The following is a 14,254-nucleotide window of genomic DNA, read 5'->3' on the forward strand; positions in this document are numbered from 1 at the left end:
AGGCGCCGGGGAACAGTCAAAGCGACGGCATCGCCGCCGACCGAACCCGAGGGCATGCAGGGCGCGCTTCCCGTGGCGGGAAACCGCTCCGGAGGAGATCCGGAGCCTGCGTGGGCATCCGTCGGGATGGCCGGCGCAGCGGTCTGCAAGAGGTCAGAGGAGACGTACGAAGCACCGTCTGAAACGGTGAAGCCCGAGAGTATAGCGACGTTTCGGGTTTTCACCTAGCACCATTTGATCAGCGCCCCACGGCGCTGGTTCATGCCGCTGTTTCAGAGGCCTTCGAGCAGTGTCGGCAGCACGGCCATCAGCGCGTCGAGCTGGTCGCCCTCCAGCCAAGCCGGCGCGGCGTCCAGCCAGTCGGGGAAGCTCACGCCGTCGCGCTGCGCGCGCAGCACGGCGGCGTCGAGCGAGTCCTCGATCAGCAGCAGCGCCGCCGGCACGCCGCAGGCCTCGTCGCCGCAGACGACCTCCACCCGATGCGCCAGCACGGCCGGCTGCCACGGCAGGTCGGCATGCACGAGGGCGACGCGATCCTCGGTCAGCGCGCCGCCCGGCAGGCTGCCGAGCGCGTCGTCGCTGGCCAGCAGCACGCCGGCCTCGGCGCCGCGCCAGGCCGACAGCGCGGCCGCGCGCGCCGCCGGGGCGTCGCCGGCACGCAGGCGCTGCGGCGGCAGGCGCCGCAACTGGGGCGACATCGACAAGCTGTCCAGCAGCGTCTCCGAGCGCGCGCAGACCACCAGCCGCGCGGCCGCCGGCACGGCGCCCTGGATCCATTCGCGACGCAGCGCGAGCACCGCCTCGGCCTTGGCCGCCAGCGCCTGGCGGGACGCCGGCGGCAGCAGCGACAGGGCCTCCAGCAACTGCTGCTGCTCGGCACTGGACAGGAAACGCAGCGCGGTCCAGCGCTCGATCAGCTGGCGCAGCTGCTTCAGCGGCGCGGCCGGCAGGCTGGCGCCGTTCGCGCCGGCGCCGTCGAGCCACATCGGCGAGAGCAGCGCGGCGGGCAACTGGTCCGCCAGTTCGCGCTTGCGGCGCGAGAGCAGCACCGACTCGAGCGCCTCGCGCTTGAGCTTCTTGCCGGCGTCCTCGGGCAGTGCGCGCAGGCGCGCCAGCGGGCCGCGGCGCATGTCGTCGAGCCAGTCGATCCAATCGACCAGCCGCGCGTCGGCCAGCGGCTCCTGGTGCGCGATCAGCAGCAGCTGCGCGGCCGGCACGGCGCGCAGCGCCGTCAGGCGCTCCGGCTCGACCGATTCAATGCCGTCGACGACCAGCAGCGCCGCCTGCGGCTTCGCGGGCGGCGTCGCGGCGACGATCACCGACTTCGCCTCGTCGCCCAGCCAGCGCGTCAGGTCGCGCCGCCAGGCGGCGTGGGCCGCCTCCGGGGCGATGACGACAGCGGGCTTCACGCCGAAGCACTCGCCCCACAGCCGGATCGCGGCGATGGCCGCGCCGCGCTGCCCCAGTCCGAGGTCGTCGGCCACGAGCGCACGGCCGGCGCAGACGGCGAACAGCGCCGCCTCCCAGGCATGGACCGGCAACTCGTCGCGCAGCAGCGCGCGCATCGCCGCGCCGTCGGCCATCGCGGCCTCGATCCGCTGCACCCGCGCCTGGGCGTCGCGACCGCAGGCCAGCTGCGGCCACACCGGCGCGTCCACGCGCAGCACGACGCCCAGCGACCGCGCTTCGCTCAGCAGTTCCTGCAGCCAGGCATGAGCGCCCTCAGCGGAGCGGCGCAGTTGCTCGTCCAGGCCGTCCTGCTCGCGCAGGCGATCGGGGACCTCGCGACCGCAGACCCACTGCAGCCGCCGCTGCGGCCCGGGCACCAGCCAGACCTCGGCCTCGCGCGCGGGCCAGCCGGCGTCGAGCGCCTCCTGCTGGGCGACATCGAACAGCGCCAGCAGATGCTCGCCATGCTCGCAGCTGCCCTGGTCGCGATAGCCGGCGCAGTCGCAGCGCCAGGTCTGGCGGCCCAGCAGGCGCAGCCGGCAGGTCCCGCCGGTCAGGCCGTCGCGCAGCTCGTAGTCGCCGAACACGCCGTCGTCCTCGCGCGCGCCAAGTGTGAAGCGCGGCGGCTCGGCCGGGACCGCGGGGGCCGCCTCGACCGCAGGCTCGACCTTCGGCTTGCGACGGCCCTTGCGGAGAGTGGCGCTCTCGCCGCTCTCCGTGGCCACGACTTCGACTTCAGTCGAAGCGTCGGCCTCAGTCGAAGCTTCGGATTCAGTCGAGGCTTCGGTCTCGGCCGAGGCTGCGGCCTCGGTCGGAGCCACAGCCTCGGTCGAAGCTTCGGTGTCGGCATGGACCTCGGCGGCGGTCGCGCGCTTGCGGGCCGGTCGCTTCTTCGGCGTGGGCACAGGGGCGGCCGGCTCGGCCGCCGCTTCGGGCGCGGCCTCGGCAGCTGCCGCCAGCTCAGGCGCGGCCTCGGTCGTCACCGGCGCGGCCGTCCCCGCCTTCGCGCGGGAGGCGCGCTTGCGCGCGGGCTTCGGCGTCGCCGGCTCGGTGGGCACCGTGGGCGTCACGGCCTCGGCCGCCTCGCCGGGCTCGGTCCGCGCGGCCGCTTCGGTCGCCGCTTCGTTGCCTGCATCGGTCACTGCATCGGTCACCGCTTCGGCCACCGGCAGGCTCGCTGCCTCGTCACCCACCCGGGTCTTGCGCGCCGCCGGGCGGCGGCGTTGGGTTGTCGTCGTCATGAAGGTCCTCGTGCCGCAGCCGCGCCTCGCGCCAGCCACGGACACCGTTGAAGATGGCGAGCGCATGCGCCCGCCGCAGATCCTGCAAGGTCAGCCGCGCCTCGCGCAGCCGGCCTTGCTCCAGCAGTTCCTCGCGCAGCGTGCCGGGCAGCAGGCCGGCCTCGGCGCGCGGCGTCAGCCACGGCCCGTCCGGCGCCCGTTGCAGCGCGAGGTTGGTCAGGCAGCCCTCGGTGAGCTCGCCCTCCCGGTTGAACAGCAGCACGTCGAAGCAGTCCGCCGGCTTGGCGTCCAGGAAGCCCTGGTACACCTCGCGGCGCGTCGTCTTGTGCTGGATGAATTCGGCGTCGGGCCCGCGCGTGTCGATCGGGCCCCGCGCGAGCGCCACCACGAGCGGCTCCCTCGACGTCGACCCGTCGTCCCCCTCGCCGGGCCCGTCCGGCCCATCCGGCCCATCCGGCCCGCGGGCCACGCGCGCCTCCGGCAAGGCCTGGACCGTCTCGGTGAACACGCCATCGCGCGCCAGCGTGAGCCGCACGCGCCAGGACCCATGCGGATGCCGCCGCGCGATCTCGACCAGCCGCGCCTTCGCGGCGTCCGCCGACCAGGCCAGTCCGAAGTGACGCGCCGTGCGCTGCATGCGCGCCAGATGCCGCGGCGCGCGCGCGAATTCGCCGGCCTCGAGCCGCATCGTCTCCAGCGCCTCGATGGGCGCGCGGGCGCGGGCCAGGAAGCGCGCCTTGGCGCGCCACTCGTCGATCTCGTCCCGCGGCCGCGAATCGAGCGTGATGCCGCTGCCCACGCCGCAGCGCAGCGCGCGGCCCGCCTGCTCGACGGTGCGGATCGGCACGTTGAAGGTCACCGCCCCGCCGGGCTGCAGCAGCCCGAGCGCGCCGCAGTACCAGCCGCGCGGGCCGGGCTCGAGCTCGTCGATGACCTCCATCGCGCGCTTCTTGGGCGCGCCGGTGATCGAGCCGCAGGGGAAAAGCGCCGTCATCACCTCGTCCAGCGCGAGGCCGGCGCGGGTGACCGCGCTGATCGTCGAGGTCATCTGCCAGACCGTGGGCAGCGCGTGCAGCTCGAACAGCCGCGGCACCCGCACCGAGCCCGGCACCGCCACGCGCGACAGGTCATTGCGCAGCAGGTCCACGATCATGAGGTTCTCGGCGCGCTCCTTGGCGCTGGTGCGCAGATAGGCCTGCGCGGCCTCGTCGCCGGCGCGGTCGCGGCCGCGCGGCGCCGTGCCCTTCATCGGCTGCGCCGACAGCAGCCAGGTGTGGCTGGCCTGCGGCGCCTCGGGCAGCGGACGCCAATCGAAGAACAACTCGGGCGAGACGCTCGCGACGCTGTGCTGATCGCCGCCCTCGCCGGTGCGCAGGAACAGCGCGAAGCCGCCCGGCTGCGCCGCATGCAGCGCGAAGAAGTGCAGGACCGGATCGAAGTCGTTTTCGTCGTTTTCGCCGGCTTTGTCAGCCTCGTCGGCGCCGACCGTCTCCGCCTCGAGCCGCGTCGTCAGGTTGACCTGGTAGCAGTCGCCCGCGCGGATGTACTCGCGGATGCGCTCGACCTGCGCCTGCTCGTCAGCATCCGCCTGCGCGTCGCGCCACGCCGTCATCGGATGCGCGCGTCTGGCACCCGCCGCGGCGAGCGCCTCCGGCCACGGCGCGGGCGGCTCCTGCCAGACGTGGAATTCCGCCAGCGGCGCGTCCCCGGCCGGCCGCGTGCGCAGCACCGGATCGAGCGCCCCCGCCGCCTCGTAGCGCAGCCCGCCCAGCACCCACGCGCCGGTGCGCGCCGCGGCATGCGCCAGGCGCAGCACGGCGCGCAGCCGATCGGCGTCGTGCGCGATCAGCCGCTGCGCCGGCGGCACGAGGAAGGCGCCGCGCAGGCGCTCGCCGTCCTCGCGTGCCAGCGGATGGCGCGGAAAGTCGAAAGCCGCCCACAGGTCCTGGGGGCGGAGCGGGATGTCCATCGGAGCCTCAGCCGCGCGCGGGCGCGTTCCTCATCGGGGCGTCGAAGTGCCGGTCGCGGCGCTCAGTCCAGCTTCAGGAACTGCTCGCGGTAATGGATCAGTTCGTCGATGGATTCGTGGATGTCGGCCAGCGCGGTGTGCTTCTGGGCCTTCTTGAAGCCTTCCATCGCGGACGGCTTCCAGCGGCGCGCCAGCTCCTTGAGCGTGGACACGTCCAGGTTGCGGTAGTGGAAGAAGTCTTCCAGCTTGGGCATGTAGTTGGCCAGGAAGCGGCGGTCCTGGCAGATCGAGTTGCCGCACATCGGCGACTTGCCGGCCGGCACGTAGGCCTTCAGGAAATCGATGACCTGCTGCTCGGCATCGGCCTCGGCGATCGTCGACGCCTTGACGCGGTCGATCAGGCCGCTCTTGCCGTGCGTGCCCTTGTTCCAGGCGTCCATGCCGTCCAGCGTGGCGTCGGACTGGTGGATGGCGAAGACCGGGCCCTCGACGCGCACCGTCAGTTGCGCGTCGGTGACCACCACGGCGATCTCGATGATGCGGTCCTTGTCCGGAAACAGGCCGGTCATCTCCAGGTCGATCCAGATGAGGTTCTGGTCGTTCAGCGGCAGCACGGGGTTCTCGCTCATGGCGATGTCCTTGTCTTGTCGGGTCGGGTCTTGCGGCGACGGGGACCGGCGCCAGGCGCCGGCCGTCGGCCGTCGGGAATGGCGCGGATTGTCGCAGCCTTGGCGGCCGGCGCGGCGACTCGCTCGCACCGGCATCGCGATCGGCCGCAACGCCCGTCGCCACGCGGAAAAACGTCGCATCCTTGACGGATCGCGCCCGCCGGGCCCCTGTTCCCGGGGGGTACGGCGTACGCGAGCGATGTCAGACTTGCCTCCAGGCACGCCGCCCACCACGGCAGTGCCCGAGGATCACAACAATGATGCGCGAGTCGTTGGACCCGGCCGGAACGGCCGGGATCGCCGGGCCCTCCGGCGCCCGCGGCATGGGAGGCACCGACACGCCGCCTCCCGCCGCCGGGGCGCCGGCCATTGCCCCGGGTGCGTCCCGGCCGGTCGCCGGACCGTCGGCGGAAATGCGCCGCTTCTCCGCCGGCCTGCGGGTGGTCACGGCGCTGATGTGCAGCATGCTGCTGATCTCCAGCAAGCCGGCGATCGACCTGGACGCGGGCTTCACGATGCTGGTCTACATCGCCTGGGCCGGCGTGCTGATGTGGTCGGACGCCCGCGAGCGTCCACTCGTGCCGGGCCTGGCCGCCTACTGGCTGGACGTGGCCTGGGCCTGCGCCATGATGTGGCACTTCAGCGTGGGCAACATGATGCTGATGCTGGCGCTGGTCCATCCGGTGGTGCTGGCCAGCATCGGCTACGGCGTCGGCCACGGCCTGCTGCTGGCCGCGGTGGCCACGCTGGCGATCGCCATCGATCCCGACGTCGGACGCGCGCCGCTGCCGACCGCCGAGCGCCTGGGCGGCGCCGCGCAATACCTGCTGCTGGTGCTGATCCCGGCCGCCGCGCTGCTGGCCCGCCCGATGCGCGCGCTGCACCGCCGCATCGCGCTGATCGACGAGATCGAAGCGGGCCTCGATCCCCGACGCGGCCTGGAGCCGCTGTGCGCCGAGCTGGTCGAGCGCCTGCGCCACGGCACGCAGGCGGACGTGCTCGCGCTGGTGCTGCCCAGCCGCATCGGCGCGCCGGCGGCGATCGCCAGCCGCGAGGACGGCGGCTTCCGCGCCCGGCCCGAGGTCCACCAGGCGCTGGAGCGCCTGCTCGCGCAGACCGGCACGCAGGCGCTGAGCTTCACCTCCCGGCGCTGGTGGGATCCGCGCGCCCGCATCCGCGTCCACGCCGGCGCGCGCGCGCCGCGCACCCTGGTCGCGCCGCTGGAGGAACTGGCCCGCCTGCTGGACGTCGCCGGCCTGCACATCGCGCCGCTGACGCGCTACGACCGCCAGCATGGCCACATCGTGATCGGCTACCAGGGCCTGCGCGCCCACCGCCAGGACCTGCGCGCGCTGATCGACGCGATGCCCGAGCTGCTGCGCGTCATCGAGCAGGCCGCGCTGGTGGACCAGCTGCAGGACGAGAGCGCCTCGCACGAGCGCGTGCGCATCGGGCGCGACCTGCACGACAGCGCGATCCAGCCCTACCTGGGCCTCAAGTACGCGGTCGAGTGCGTCGCGATGCGCATCCCGGCCGAGAACCCGGCGCGGGCCGAGGTCGACGCGCTGGCCGAGCTGGTCAATGCCGAAGTGGCCTCGCTGCGCGAGCTGATCTCGGGCCTGCGCACCGGCGCGCGCGGCGGCGACAACGCGCTGGTGCCGGCCGTGCGGCGCCAGGCGCGACGCTTCGCGCTGCTGTTCGGCATCGAGGTCGAGGTCGAGTGCCCCGAGTCGCTGCCCAGCTCGCGCGCCCTGGCCGGCGCGCTGTTCCACCTGCTCAACGAGACCCTGAACAACGTGCGCAAGCACACGCAGGCCCGGCATGTGCGCATCGCGCTGCACGGCGAGGACGGCGCGGTGACGCTGCGCGTCGTCGACGACAGCGGCTCGGTCACCGGCCGCGCCGCGCCGGCCTTCCATCCGCATTCGCTGCATGAGCGCGTCGCCGAACTCGGCGGCTCGCTGACGATCTCGCGCCGGGACGGGCTCGACACCGAGCTGCTGTTCCGGATCCCGACCTGACCCCGCTTTCCGGACGCCGGGGAGGACGGCGTCCGACAGCCTCACAAGGAGAACGCCGATGACCGTGACCGTCCCACTCCCCGGCCTGGCGACCCGCCCCATCCGGGTCTTCGTCGCCGAGGACCACCAGATCACCCTCTGGGGACTGAACCAGCTCATCGAGGCCTCGCGGCCCCGCATGGAGATGGTCGGCTGCGCCTCGACGCTGGACGAGCTGCTGTGCCACGACGGCCTGCCTGGCGCCGACCTGCTGCTGCTCGACCTGGACCTGGGCGGGCAGGACGCGGCCGCGGCCATGGACGCGCTGCGCCAGCGCGGCAACGCGCAGGTGCTGGTGCTGACCGGCGCCGACGACGCGGCCCTGCACCGCGGCGCGGTGATGCGCGGTGCGCGCGGCGTGGTGCACAAGTCCGCGCCGGCGGCGACCATCCTGCGCGCGATCGAGTGCGTCAGCGAGGGTCAGGTCTGGCTGCATCGCGCGCTGATGGGCGAGGTGCTGGGACTGCTCACCGACGGCGCGCCGCGGGCGGCGGCGCCGCGCGACCCCGAGGCCGAGCGCATCGCCAGCCTGACGCCGCGCGAGCGCGACATCATCGGCGTGCTGCTGCGCCAGGCCGGCGCGAAGCTGCTGTCGGTGGCCGACACGCTGCGCATGAGCGAGCACACCCTGCGCAACCACCTCACCACGATCTACGCCAAGCTGGGCGTGCGCGGGCGGCTGGAGCTGCACGTCTACGGGACCGCGCACGGCCTGGACCGCGAACCCGCCCGGGCGGCGGGGGGAGCATTGTCCTAGGCGGCCGGCTCGGCGCCTCCCTGGCGCGCGCGGGCACGGGAACGGACCATGGTCTCCCCACTCCCGCGCAGCGTCCCGAGGCCGCCATGCCGCACCTTCCCCGCCCGTCTCCGGGCCCCCTCGCCCGCGGCCCGTCCGGCCGGGTCGTGCCCCGCGCCACGCTGCGCCGCCAGGCGGCCAACGATCCGTTCGCCACCGCGCCCCTGGCCGAGCCGCTGCGCCTGGCCGCGCTGCTCACGGCGCTGACCCTCGCCGCCGACGCGATCGGCATCGTCCTCGGCGACTGGCACCTGGCCGGCCGCGACCTCGCGGTGCTGGCCCTGGCCTTGGCCTCGCTGGGCACGCCGCTGCTGCTGCCGCGCTACCGGCATGACGCGCGCATTGCCGTCACGCTGCGCTGCGCGCTGCTGCTGCTCGTGTTCCAGGCCGCCGCGGCCTGCCTCAGCTACCTGCTGATCGCCCTGGCACCACCGCTCACCGATGCCCGGCTGGTGGCCTGGGACGCGGCGATCGGGCTGGACTGGCGCGTGCTGCGCGCGCGCCAGGCCGCGTTGCCCGCCTGGATGGGCGGCGCGCTGCAGGCGGCCTACGACAGCGGGCTGCCGCAGATCCTGGCGGTCGTGCTGATCCTCGGCCTGGGCGGTCACGGCGACCGGCTGCGCGGCTTCATGGGCCGCTACGTCGCGGTGACGCTGGCGGTGATCCTGCTGTCGGCACCGATCCCGGCGGCGGGCGCGTTCAAGCATTTCGGGCCCGAGCTCGGCCTGGCCGCGTCGGCCGACCAATGGCACTTCGAGGCGCTGCGCGACGGCCGCCTGCGCACGCTGGCGCTGGCGTCGATGCAGGGCCTGATCTCGATGCCCTCGCTGCACGCGGCCATGGCGGTGCTGCTGGCGCATGCGCTGTGGCGCACGCGCTGGGCCGCGCCGGCGATCGCGCTGAACGCGCTGATGCTGGCCGCGACGCCGGTGCTCGGCGGCCATTACCTCGTCGACGTCCTGGCCGGCGTGGCCATCGCGCTGCTGGCCATCGCCGCGATGCCGCATCCGGCCCCGCCGCCGCACCGAGCCCTGCCTCCTCGCCCCGGCCGTCGCGGGGACACGCCGATCCATGACCAGACAGGGAGTCCGCCATGACCCAGCCGTTGAACATCGAGGGCCGCCTCACCGAATGGCTGCTGCGCAGCTTCGCGCTGCTGGCGCTGGCCTTCGTGCTGGCCCGCTGGGGCTACGCCTGGTGGCAGGACCCGTCGCGCGGCACGCTGCTGCTGCTCATCGTCTCCGAGAGCTACACGCTGGCGCTGGTGCTGCTGGCGCGACGCGCCGAGCGCCGCGACCTGTCGCTGCCCGCGATCGCCGCCACGCTCTACGCGACCGGCTTCGTCGCGCTGCTCACGCCCAGCGGCACGCAGGCCCACGCGCCCGAATGGGTGGGCGCCTCGCTCCAGCTCGCCGGCCTGCTGTGGCAGTTCTCGGCCAAGGTCGCGCTGGGGCGCTCCTTCGGCCTGCTGCCGGCGCAGCGCGGCCTGGTCGTGCGCGGCCCCTACCGGGTGGTGCGTCATCCCATCTACCTGGGTTACCTGATCGGCCACGCCGGCTTCCTGCTCGTCAATGCCTCGCCCCGCAACGCCGCGGTGCTGGCCCTGCTGTACGTGGCGCAGGTCGTGCGCATGCGGCGCGAGGAAGCGGTGCTCGACGACGCGCAAACCGGCTACCGCGCCTACCGCCGCCGCGTGCCGTGGCGCCTGATCCCCTTCGTCTACTGAGCCGCGCCGCGCCGGGCCACGCGCCAAGGAGGAATCTCCCCCCTCGCCCGCCCGCAAGCTCCCGCGCGCCCGACGCCCCCGCTGCCTAGCATTCTTCCCATGAGCCCCCTGCCCACCGTCCCCGTCGTCCCGGCCCCGCCCGGCCCGTTCGGCGTCCTGCTGGTCGACGACCAGCAGGCGGTGCGCGACGGCCTCTCGCGGCTCATCGCCTGCTCGCCGCGCACGCTGCGCTGCCTGGGCGCGGTGGCCACCGGGGAGCAGGCGCTGCTCGCCGCGCGGCAGCTGCATCCCGACGTCGTCGTCGTCGATGTCGACCTCAATGGCGAGGACGGCCTGGCGCTGTTACCGCAGCTGCTGACGCGGTCCCGCGTGCTGGTGCTGACCTGCCACGACGACAACGCCACGCGCGACCGCGCACTGCGCCTGGGCGCGCAGGCCTTCCTCGCCAAGCACCTGCCGGCCGCCGAGCTGCTCGGCACGCTGGTGCGGCTGGGCGGGCTCGGCCGCCCCGGCGCGGCGCCGCTCAGCGCCTTCGGTTCGCCCGCCGACGGTGCGTCCGCCGGTGCCGCGGACCAGGACAAAACTCCCCCCCGCCAAGGGTCAAGCTCCCCCCGCGCGATGGCGCCTTCCTCCGCTGCGCGCCGCGACCGCGATGCCTAGAGTGAACGCCATGGACACGCACCGCCACCCGATCCCCGCCGCCGCGATCGCCACCGCGCTGATGCGCGACCAGCGCGCCGCCACGGCGATCGAGTACGGCCTGATCGCCGCGCTGATCGCGGTGGCGATCCTGGGCGCGCTGACGCTGACGGGCTCGTCGCTGGCGGCGCTGTACCAGTACTGGTCGTCGGCCGTGGTGGCCGCGCTCTGACATGAACACGCACAGGAACGAAGACGCGCCTCGCCGGCCGGCGTCCTCCCCAACAGGCCGGCAGGGTATGGATCCGACCCCGATGGATCTCCTTTCCTCCCCACTTGAAGGAACTTCATCATGCAACTCCTCCCCATCGCCAAGGCCACCCGCGCCCTGAAGCAGTTCGGCCAGGACGACGAGGCCGTCACCGCGATCGAGTACGGCCTGATCGCGGCCTTGATCGCAGTCTTCATCATCGCGTCGGTCACGATCGTCGGCTCCAAGCTCGCGGCCGTGTTCACCGCCATCTCGACCGCGCTGACCACCGCGCTGTGACCGCGACGGCGCGGCCGCGCCGGCCCATGCCGGCCGCGCCCCTCGCGATCGACGCCCACCGCCCCCCGACCTTCCCCTGACCACCACCCCGAGGAGAGCCACCATGAACCTGCTGCACCGCCTGGATGCCCTGGCCCGCGACGACGAGGCCGTCACCGCGATCGAGTACGGCCTGATCGCCGCGCTGATCGCCGTCTTCATCATCGCGTCCGTGACCATCGTCGGGTCCAAGCTCGAGGCCGTGTTCACGGCCATCTCCGCGGCCATCACCGCCGCGCTCTGACCGGACCGCCGCCATGTCGTCCCCGGTGCCCACCCCGCTGCTGTTTGCATCGCTGGCCGCGCTCGCCCTCGTGCTGGGCGGGGCGGCGCGCAGCGACCTGCGCACGCGCCGGGTGGGCAACCGCTGGCTGGCCATGGGCGCCGCGCTGGCGCTGGGCCTGCATGGCGCGGCCACGGCGGCCGGTCTCCCTGCATTGGCCGGCGCGCGCTGGTGGTCGCCGCTGGCCGGCGCCCTCACCGGCCTGGCGCTGATGCTGCCGATGTACCTGCTGCGCGCCACCGGCGGCGCGGACGTCAAGCTGGTCGCCGTCGTCGGCGCCTTCCTCGGCGCGAGCGCGGTGACCACCGCGTTCGTCTACACGCTGCTGGCCGGCGGCCTGCTCTCGCTCTTCTTGCTGCGCGACGCGAGCGTGCTCACCCGGGTGATGGCCAACCTGCGCGCCCACCTCGCTGAACACCCGCGCGGCATGCCGAACCCCACCCCGCTGGCGCGCACCGCCGCGCGACTGCCCTACGCCGTCGCGATCGCGATGGGCACCGCCGCCGCGCTGGTCGCGCCACCGCTGATCTAGGACGGACGGCCCCCATGCACCTCCTCCAGTTCCCCCACGCGCCGGCGCCCCGTGGCGCGGCCAGCGCCGGCAGCCTGCCCGCCGCGCCGCAGACCCTCGAGGACACCGGCCTGTCCACCGGCTTCCTCACGGACCTGCTGGCCAAGACCCTGCTGCAGGGCGGCACCGGGCGCCTGGTCGAGCTCGGCACGCGCCTGTGCCTGGGCGGCGCGCTCGTGGACACGCTCTGCCAGGCGATGCGCCGCGACGGCCTGCTCGAGGTCACGCGCCGCGGCCAGAACGAAGCGGACGTCGAGTTCGAGCTGACGCTCGCCGGGCGGGCGCGCGCGCTGGATGCGTTCTCGCGCAGCGCCTACCTCGGCCCGGCGCCGGTGCCGGCCGAGGCCTACGCGGCACGCGTGCGGGCCCAGGCCGCCGACCGGCATCCGGTGACGCTGCGCGGCGCGCGCGCGGCCTTCGCCGGCGTGGTGCTGGCCGACGAGCTCGTCGACCGGCTGGGCACCGCGATGAACGCGGCTCGGCCGATGCTGCTGCACGGCCCGGCCGGCTCGGGCAAGACCTACATCGCGCGCGGCCTGGCCCGGCTGCTGCCCGGCCCGGTCGCGGTGCCGCACGCGATCAGCGTGCAGGACGAGGTGATCCGCGTCTTCGACCCGCTGTGCCACCGGCCGGTGAGCGCCGACCCGGGCACGAGCGGGACGCGCGGCGGCCTGGACAGCCGCCAGCGCGCCGACGCCCGCTGGATGCTGTGCGAGCGCCCCGTGGTCGCCTGCGGCGGCGAACTGACGCTGGAGATGCTGGACCTGGGCTTCGACCCGCGCGCCGGCTACTACGAGGCGCCGCCGCACCTGAAGGCCAACAACGGCCTGTTCATCGTCGACGACCTCGGCCGGCAGCGCGTCACGCCGCGCGAGCTGATGAACCGCTGGATCGTGCCGATGGAGCGCCGCCACGACCACCTCACGCTGCGCCAGGGCGCCCGCTTCACCGTGCCCTTCGAGCTGATGCTGGTGTTCTCCTCCAACCTGTCGCCGCGCGACCTGGACGACGCCTTCCTGCGTCGCATCGGCCACAAGATCGAGGTCGGTCCCGTCGACGCCCCGGCCTACGCCCGCATCTTCGAGGACGCCTGCGCCGACGAGGGCGTGCCTTTCGACGCCGCCGGCCTCGCGCACCTGCTCGAGCGGCTGCATCCGCGCCACGGCCGGCCGCTGCTGGCCTGCCATCCGCGCGACCTGCTGCGGCTCGTCGCCAGTCGCGCGCGTTATCTCGAGGTCGAGCCCTCGCTCGACGCCGGCCTGCTCGACTGGGCCTGGCGCACCCACTTCGGCGACGCCGCCCCGGCGGCCGGCGCCGCCGCTTCCGCCACCGCCGATCCGTCCAGGAGGCAGCCATGAGATCCCGAGGCCTGTTGATGCTCTTCATCGCCGCGATCGCCGGTCTGGCCGCGGTCGTCATGGCCGCGCGCTGGATGCAGGGCCAGAACGGCAACCAGGGGCGCATCGCGATCGCCAACGCCGACATCGAGCTGGGCGGCCGCATCTCCCGCGAGATGGTGCGCATGGCCGACTGGCCGCAGGGCAGCGTGCCGGCCGGCGCCTTCGAGGATCCGGCCGCGCTCGAGGGCCGGGTCGTGCTGGTGGCGATGCAGCGCGGCGAACCGCTGACCGAGGCGCGGCTGGCGCCGGTCGGCACCAAGGGCGGCCTGTCCGCGGTCGTGCCCACCGGCAAGCGCGCGATGACGGTGCGGGTCAACGACGTCGTCGGCGTCGCGGGCTTCGCGCTGCCCGGCACCTACGTGGACGTGATGGTGAACACGCAGGACGAGGGCGGCGCGCGCAACGACCGCGACCACTCGATCTCCAAGATCGTGCTGGAGCGCATCCTGGTGCTGGCCGTCGCGCAGGAGGCCGACCGCGACACCACCCGGCCCAAGGTCGTCAACGCGGTCACGCTGGAGGTCTCGCCCGACGAGGCCGAGCTGCTGGACCTGGCGCGCAGCGTCGGCAACCTGTCGCTGGTGCTGCGCAACCAGACCGATCCGAAGTCCGCCGGCAACGGCAACGGCGCCACCAAGGCGGCGCTGCTGGGCCTGCAGGCGCGGCTGGAAGCGCCGCCGCCGGCGCCCGTCCCCGCCCCGGCGAAGCCCGCGCCGCGCCGCGTGGCGCCGGCCACGCCGGCCGCGGCCCCCGTGCTCGCCTCGCACCGCGCCGGCTGCGTCGAATTGATCCGCGGCCTGGACAAGGTCACCGAGTGCTTCTGACCGGCCCGAGCGCACCCCGAGATCTCACAGAGACCGCCC

At 74.1% G+C, this 14,254-nt stretch carries 14 protein-coding genes; 11 read left to right on the forward strand and 3 right to left on the reverse strand.

The annotated features are described in order from the left end of the window. Positions 1 to 272 precede the first annotated feature (272 nt). The 3 genes from FHT38_RS13345 to orn all read right to left on the reverse strand — a co-directional run bounded on the left by FHT38_RS13345 (position 273) and on the right by orn (position 5,288). Complete coding sequence (locus tag FHT38_RS13345; protein WP_183492067.1) at positions 273 to 2,690, reverse strand: hypothetical protein; 2,418 nt, start codon at positions 2,688 to 2,690, stop codon at positions 273 to 275. Then, entirely contained in the window at positions 2,635 to 4,659 is a 2,025-nt protein-coding gene (locus tag FHT38_RS13350; protein WP_183492068.1) for a chorismate-binding protein, read from the reverse strand. Before FHT38_RS13350 ends, FHT38_RS13345 begins: the two co-directional genes overlap by 56 nt. Positions 4,660 to 4,721: 62 nt before the next feature. Then, a complete protein-coding gene (gene orn, locus FHT38_RS13355; protein ID WP_091733105.1) occupies positions 4,722 to 5,288 on the reverse strand; it encodes an oligoribonuclease in 567 nt (188 codons plus the stop codon). A gap of 452 nt (positions 5,289 to 5,740) precedes the next feature. Between orn and FHT38_RS13360 the strand changes: the two genes are divergently transcribed. The 11 genes from FHT38_RS13360 to cpaB all read left to right on the forward strand — a co-directional run bounded on the left by FHT38_RS13360 (position 5,741) and on the right by cpaB (position 14,215). Further along, a complete protein-coding gene (locus FHT38_RS13360; protein ID WP_183492069.1) occupies positions 5,741 to 7,348 on the forward strand; it encodes a sensor histidine kinase in 1,608 nt (535 codons plus the stop codon). A gap of 58 nt (positions 7,349 to 7,406) precedes the next feature. Then, the gene (locus FHT38_RS13365) at positions 7,407 to 8,144 is read left to right on the forward strand and encodes a response regulator transcription factor (RefSeq protein ID WP_091733099.1); all 738 of its coding nucleotides are present in this window, start codon (positions 7,407 to 7,409) and stop codon (positions 8,142 to 8,144) included. 86 nt (positions 8,145 to 8,230) lie between these two features. Further along, positions 8,231 to 9,280, forward strand: coding sequence for a phosphatase PAP2 family protein (locus FHT38_RS13370; RefSeq protein WP_183492070.1), 1,050 nt, complete (start codon positions 8,231 to 8,233; stop codon positions 9,278 to 9,280). Beyond that, positions 9,277 to 9,909, forward strand: coding sequence for an isoprenylcysteine carboxylmethyltransferase family protein (locus FHT38_RS13375; RefSeq protein ID WP_091733091.1), 633 nt, complete (start codon positions 9,277 to 9,279; stop codon positions 9,907 to 9,909). The genes FHT38_RS13370 and FHT38_RS13375 overlap by 4 nt, the downstream gene beginning before the upstream one ends. A gap of 99 nt (positions 9,910 to 10,008) precedes the next feature. Next, positions 10,009 to 10,569: a response regulator transcription factor gene (locus tag FHT38_RS13380; protein WP_183492071.1), complete on the forward strand. Its 561-nt coding sequence runs from the start codon at positions 10,009 to 10,011 to the stop codon at positions 10,567 to 10,569. A gap of 10 nt (positions 10,570 to 10,579) precedes the next feature. Continuing rightward, the gene (locus FHT38_RS13385; RefSeq protein WP_183480464.1) at positions 10,580 to 10,780 is read left to right on the forward strand and encodes a Flp family type IVb pilin; all 201 of its coding nucleotides are present in this window, start codon (positions 10,580 to 10,582) and stop codon (positions 10,778 to 10,780) included. A 120-nt stretch (positions 10,781 to 10,900) separates the two neighbouring features. Next, on the forward strand, positions 10,901 to 11,098 hold the full coding sequence (locus tag FHT38_RS13390) for a Flp family type IVb pilin (RefSeq protein WP_091733084.1): 198 nt from the start codon (positions 10,901 to 10,903) through the stop codon (positions 11,096 to 11,098). Between the two features lie 103 nt (positions 11,099 to 11,201). Beyond that, positions 11,202 to 11,381: a Flp family type IVb pilin gene (locus tag FHT38_RS13395; protein ID WP_091733081.1), complete on the forward strand. Its 180-nt coding sequence runs from the start codon at positions 11,202 to 11,204 to the stop codon at positions 11,379 to 11,381. Between the two features lie 13 nt (positions 11,382 to 11,394). After that, the gene (locus FHT38_RS13400; protein ID WP_183492072.1) at positions 11,395 to 11,952 is read left to right on the forward strand and encodes a prepilin peptidase; all 558 of its coding nucleotides are present in this window, start codon (positions 11,395 to 11,397) and stop codon (positions 11,950 to 11,952) included. 14 nt (positions 11,953 to 11,966) lie between these two features. After that, on the forward strand, positions 11,967 to 13,349 hold the full coding sequence (locus tag FHT38_RS13405) for an ATP-binding protein (RefSeq protein WP_183492073.1): 1,383 nt from the start codon (positions 11,967 to 11,969) through the stop codon (positions 13,347 to 13,349). After that, the gene (cpaB, locus tag FHT38_RS13410) at positions 13,346 to 14,215 is read left to right on the forward strand and encodes a Flp pilus assembly protein CpaB (protein WP_183480472.1); all 870 of its coding nucleotides are present in this window, start codon (positions 13,346 to 13,348) and stop codon (positions 14,213 to 14,215) included. Before FHT38_RS13405 ends, cpaB begins: the two co-directional genes overlap by 4 nt. Positions 14,216 to 14,254: the final 39 nt, after the last annotated feature.

The sequence above is a fragment of the Mitsuaria sp. BK041 genome (assembly GCF_014193085.1).
In the GTDB taxonomy this organism is placed as follows: domain Bacteria; phylum Pseudomonadota; class Gammaproteobacteria; order Burkholderiales; family Burkholderiaceae_C; genus Roseateles.

Bases quoted from the DNA above. Each gene is read 5' to 3' on its own strand.
- FHT38_RS13390 (WP_091733084.1), top strand. From the start codon at position 10,901: ATGCAACTCCTCCCCATCGCCAAGGCCACCCGCGCCCTGAAGCAGTTC.
- FHT38_RS13385 (WP_183480464.1), top strand. From the start codon at position 10,580: ATGGACACGCACCGCCACCCGATCCCCGCCGCCGCGATCGCCACCGCG.
- FHT38_RS13360 (WP_183492069.1), top strand. From the start codon at position 5,741: ATGCGCCGCTTCTCCGCCGGCCTGCGGGTGGTCACGGCGCTGATGTGC.
- FHT38_RS13370 (WP_183492070.1), top strand. From the start codon at position 8,231: ATGCCGCACCTTCCCCGCCCGTCTCCGGGCCCCCTCGCCCGCGGCCCG.
- orn (WP_091733105.1), bottom strand. From the start codon at position 5,288: ATGAGCGAGAACCCCGTGCTGCCGCTGAACGACCAGAACCTCATCTGG.
- FHT38_RS13380 (WP_183492071.1), top strand. From the start codon at position 10,009: ATGAGCCCCCTGCCCACCGTCCCCGTCGTCCCGGCCCCGCCCGGCCCG.
- cpaB (WP_183480472.1), top strand. From the start codon at position 13,346: ATGAGATCCCGAGGCCTGTTGATGCTCTTCATCGCCGCGATCGCCGGT.
- FHT38_RS13405 (WP_183492073.1), top strand. From the start codon at position 11,967: ATGCACCTCCTCCAGTTCCCCCACGCGCCGGCGCCCCGTGGCGCGGCC.
- FHT38_RS13375 (WP_091733091.1), top strand. From the start codon at position 9,277: ATGACCCAGCCGTTGAACATCGAGGGCCGCCTCACCGAATGGCTGCTG.
- FHT38_RS13400 (WP_183492072.1), top strand. From the start codon at position 11,395: ATGTCGTCCCCGGTGCCCACCCCGCTGCTGTTTGCATCGCTGGCCGCG.
- FHT38_RS13345 (WP_183492067.1), bottom strand. From the start codon at position 2,690: ATGACGACGACAACCCAACGCCGCCGCCCGGCGGCGCGCAAGACCCGG.
- FHT38_RS13350 (WP_183492068.1), bottom strand. From the start codon at position 4,659: ATGGACATCCCGCTCCGCCCCCAGGACCTGTGGGCGGCTTTCGACTTT.
- FHT38_RS13395 (WP_091733081.1), top strand. From the start codon at position 11,202: ATGAACCTGCTGCACCGCCTGGATGCCCTGGCCCGCGACGACGAGGCC.
- FHT38_RS13365 (WP_091733099.1), top strand. From the start codon at position 7,407: ATGACCGTGACCGTCCCACTCCCCGGCCTGGCGACCCGCCCCATCCGG.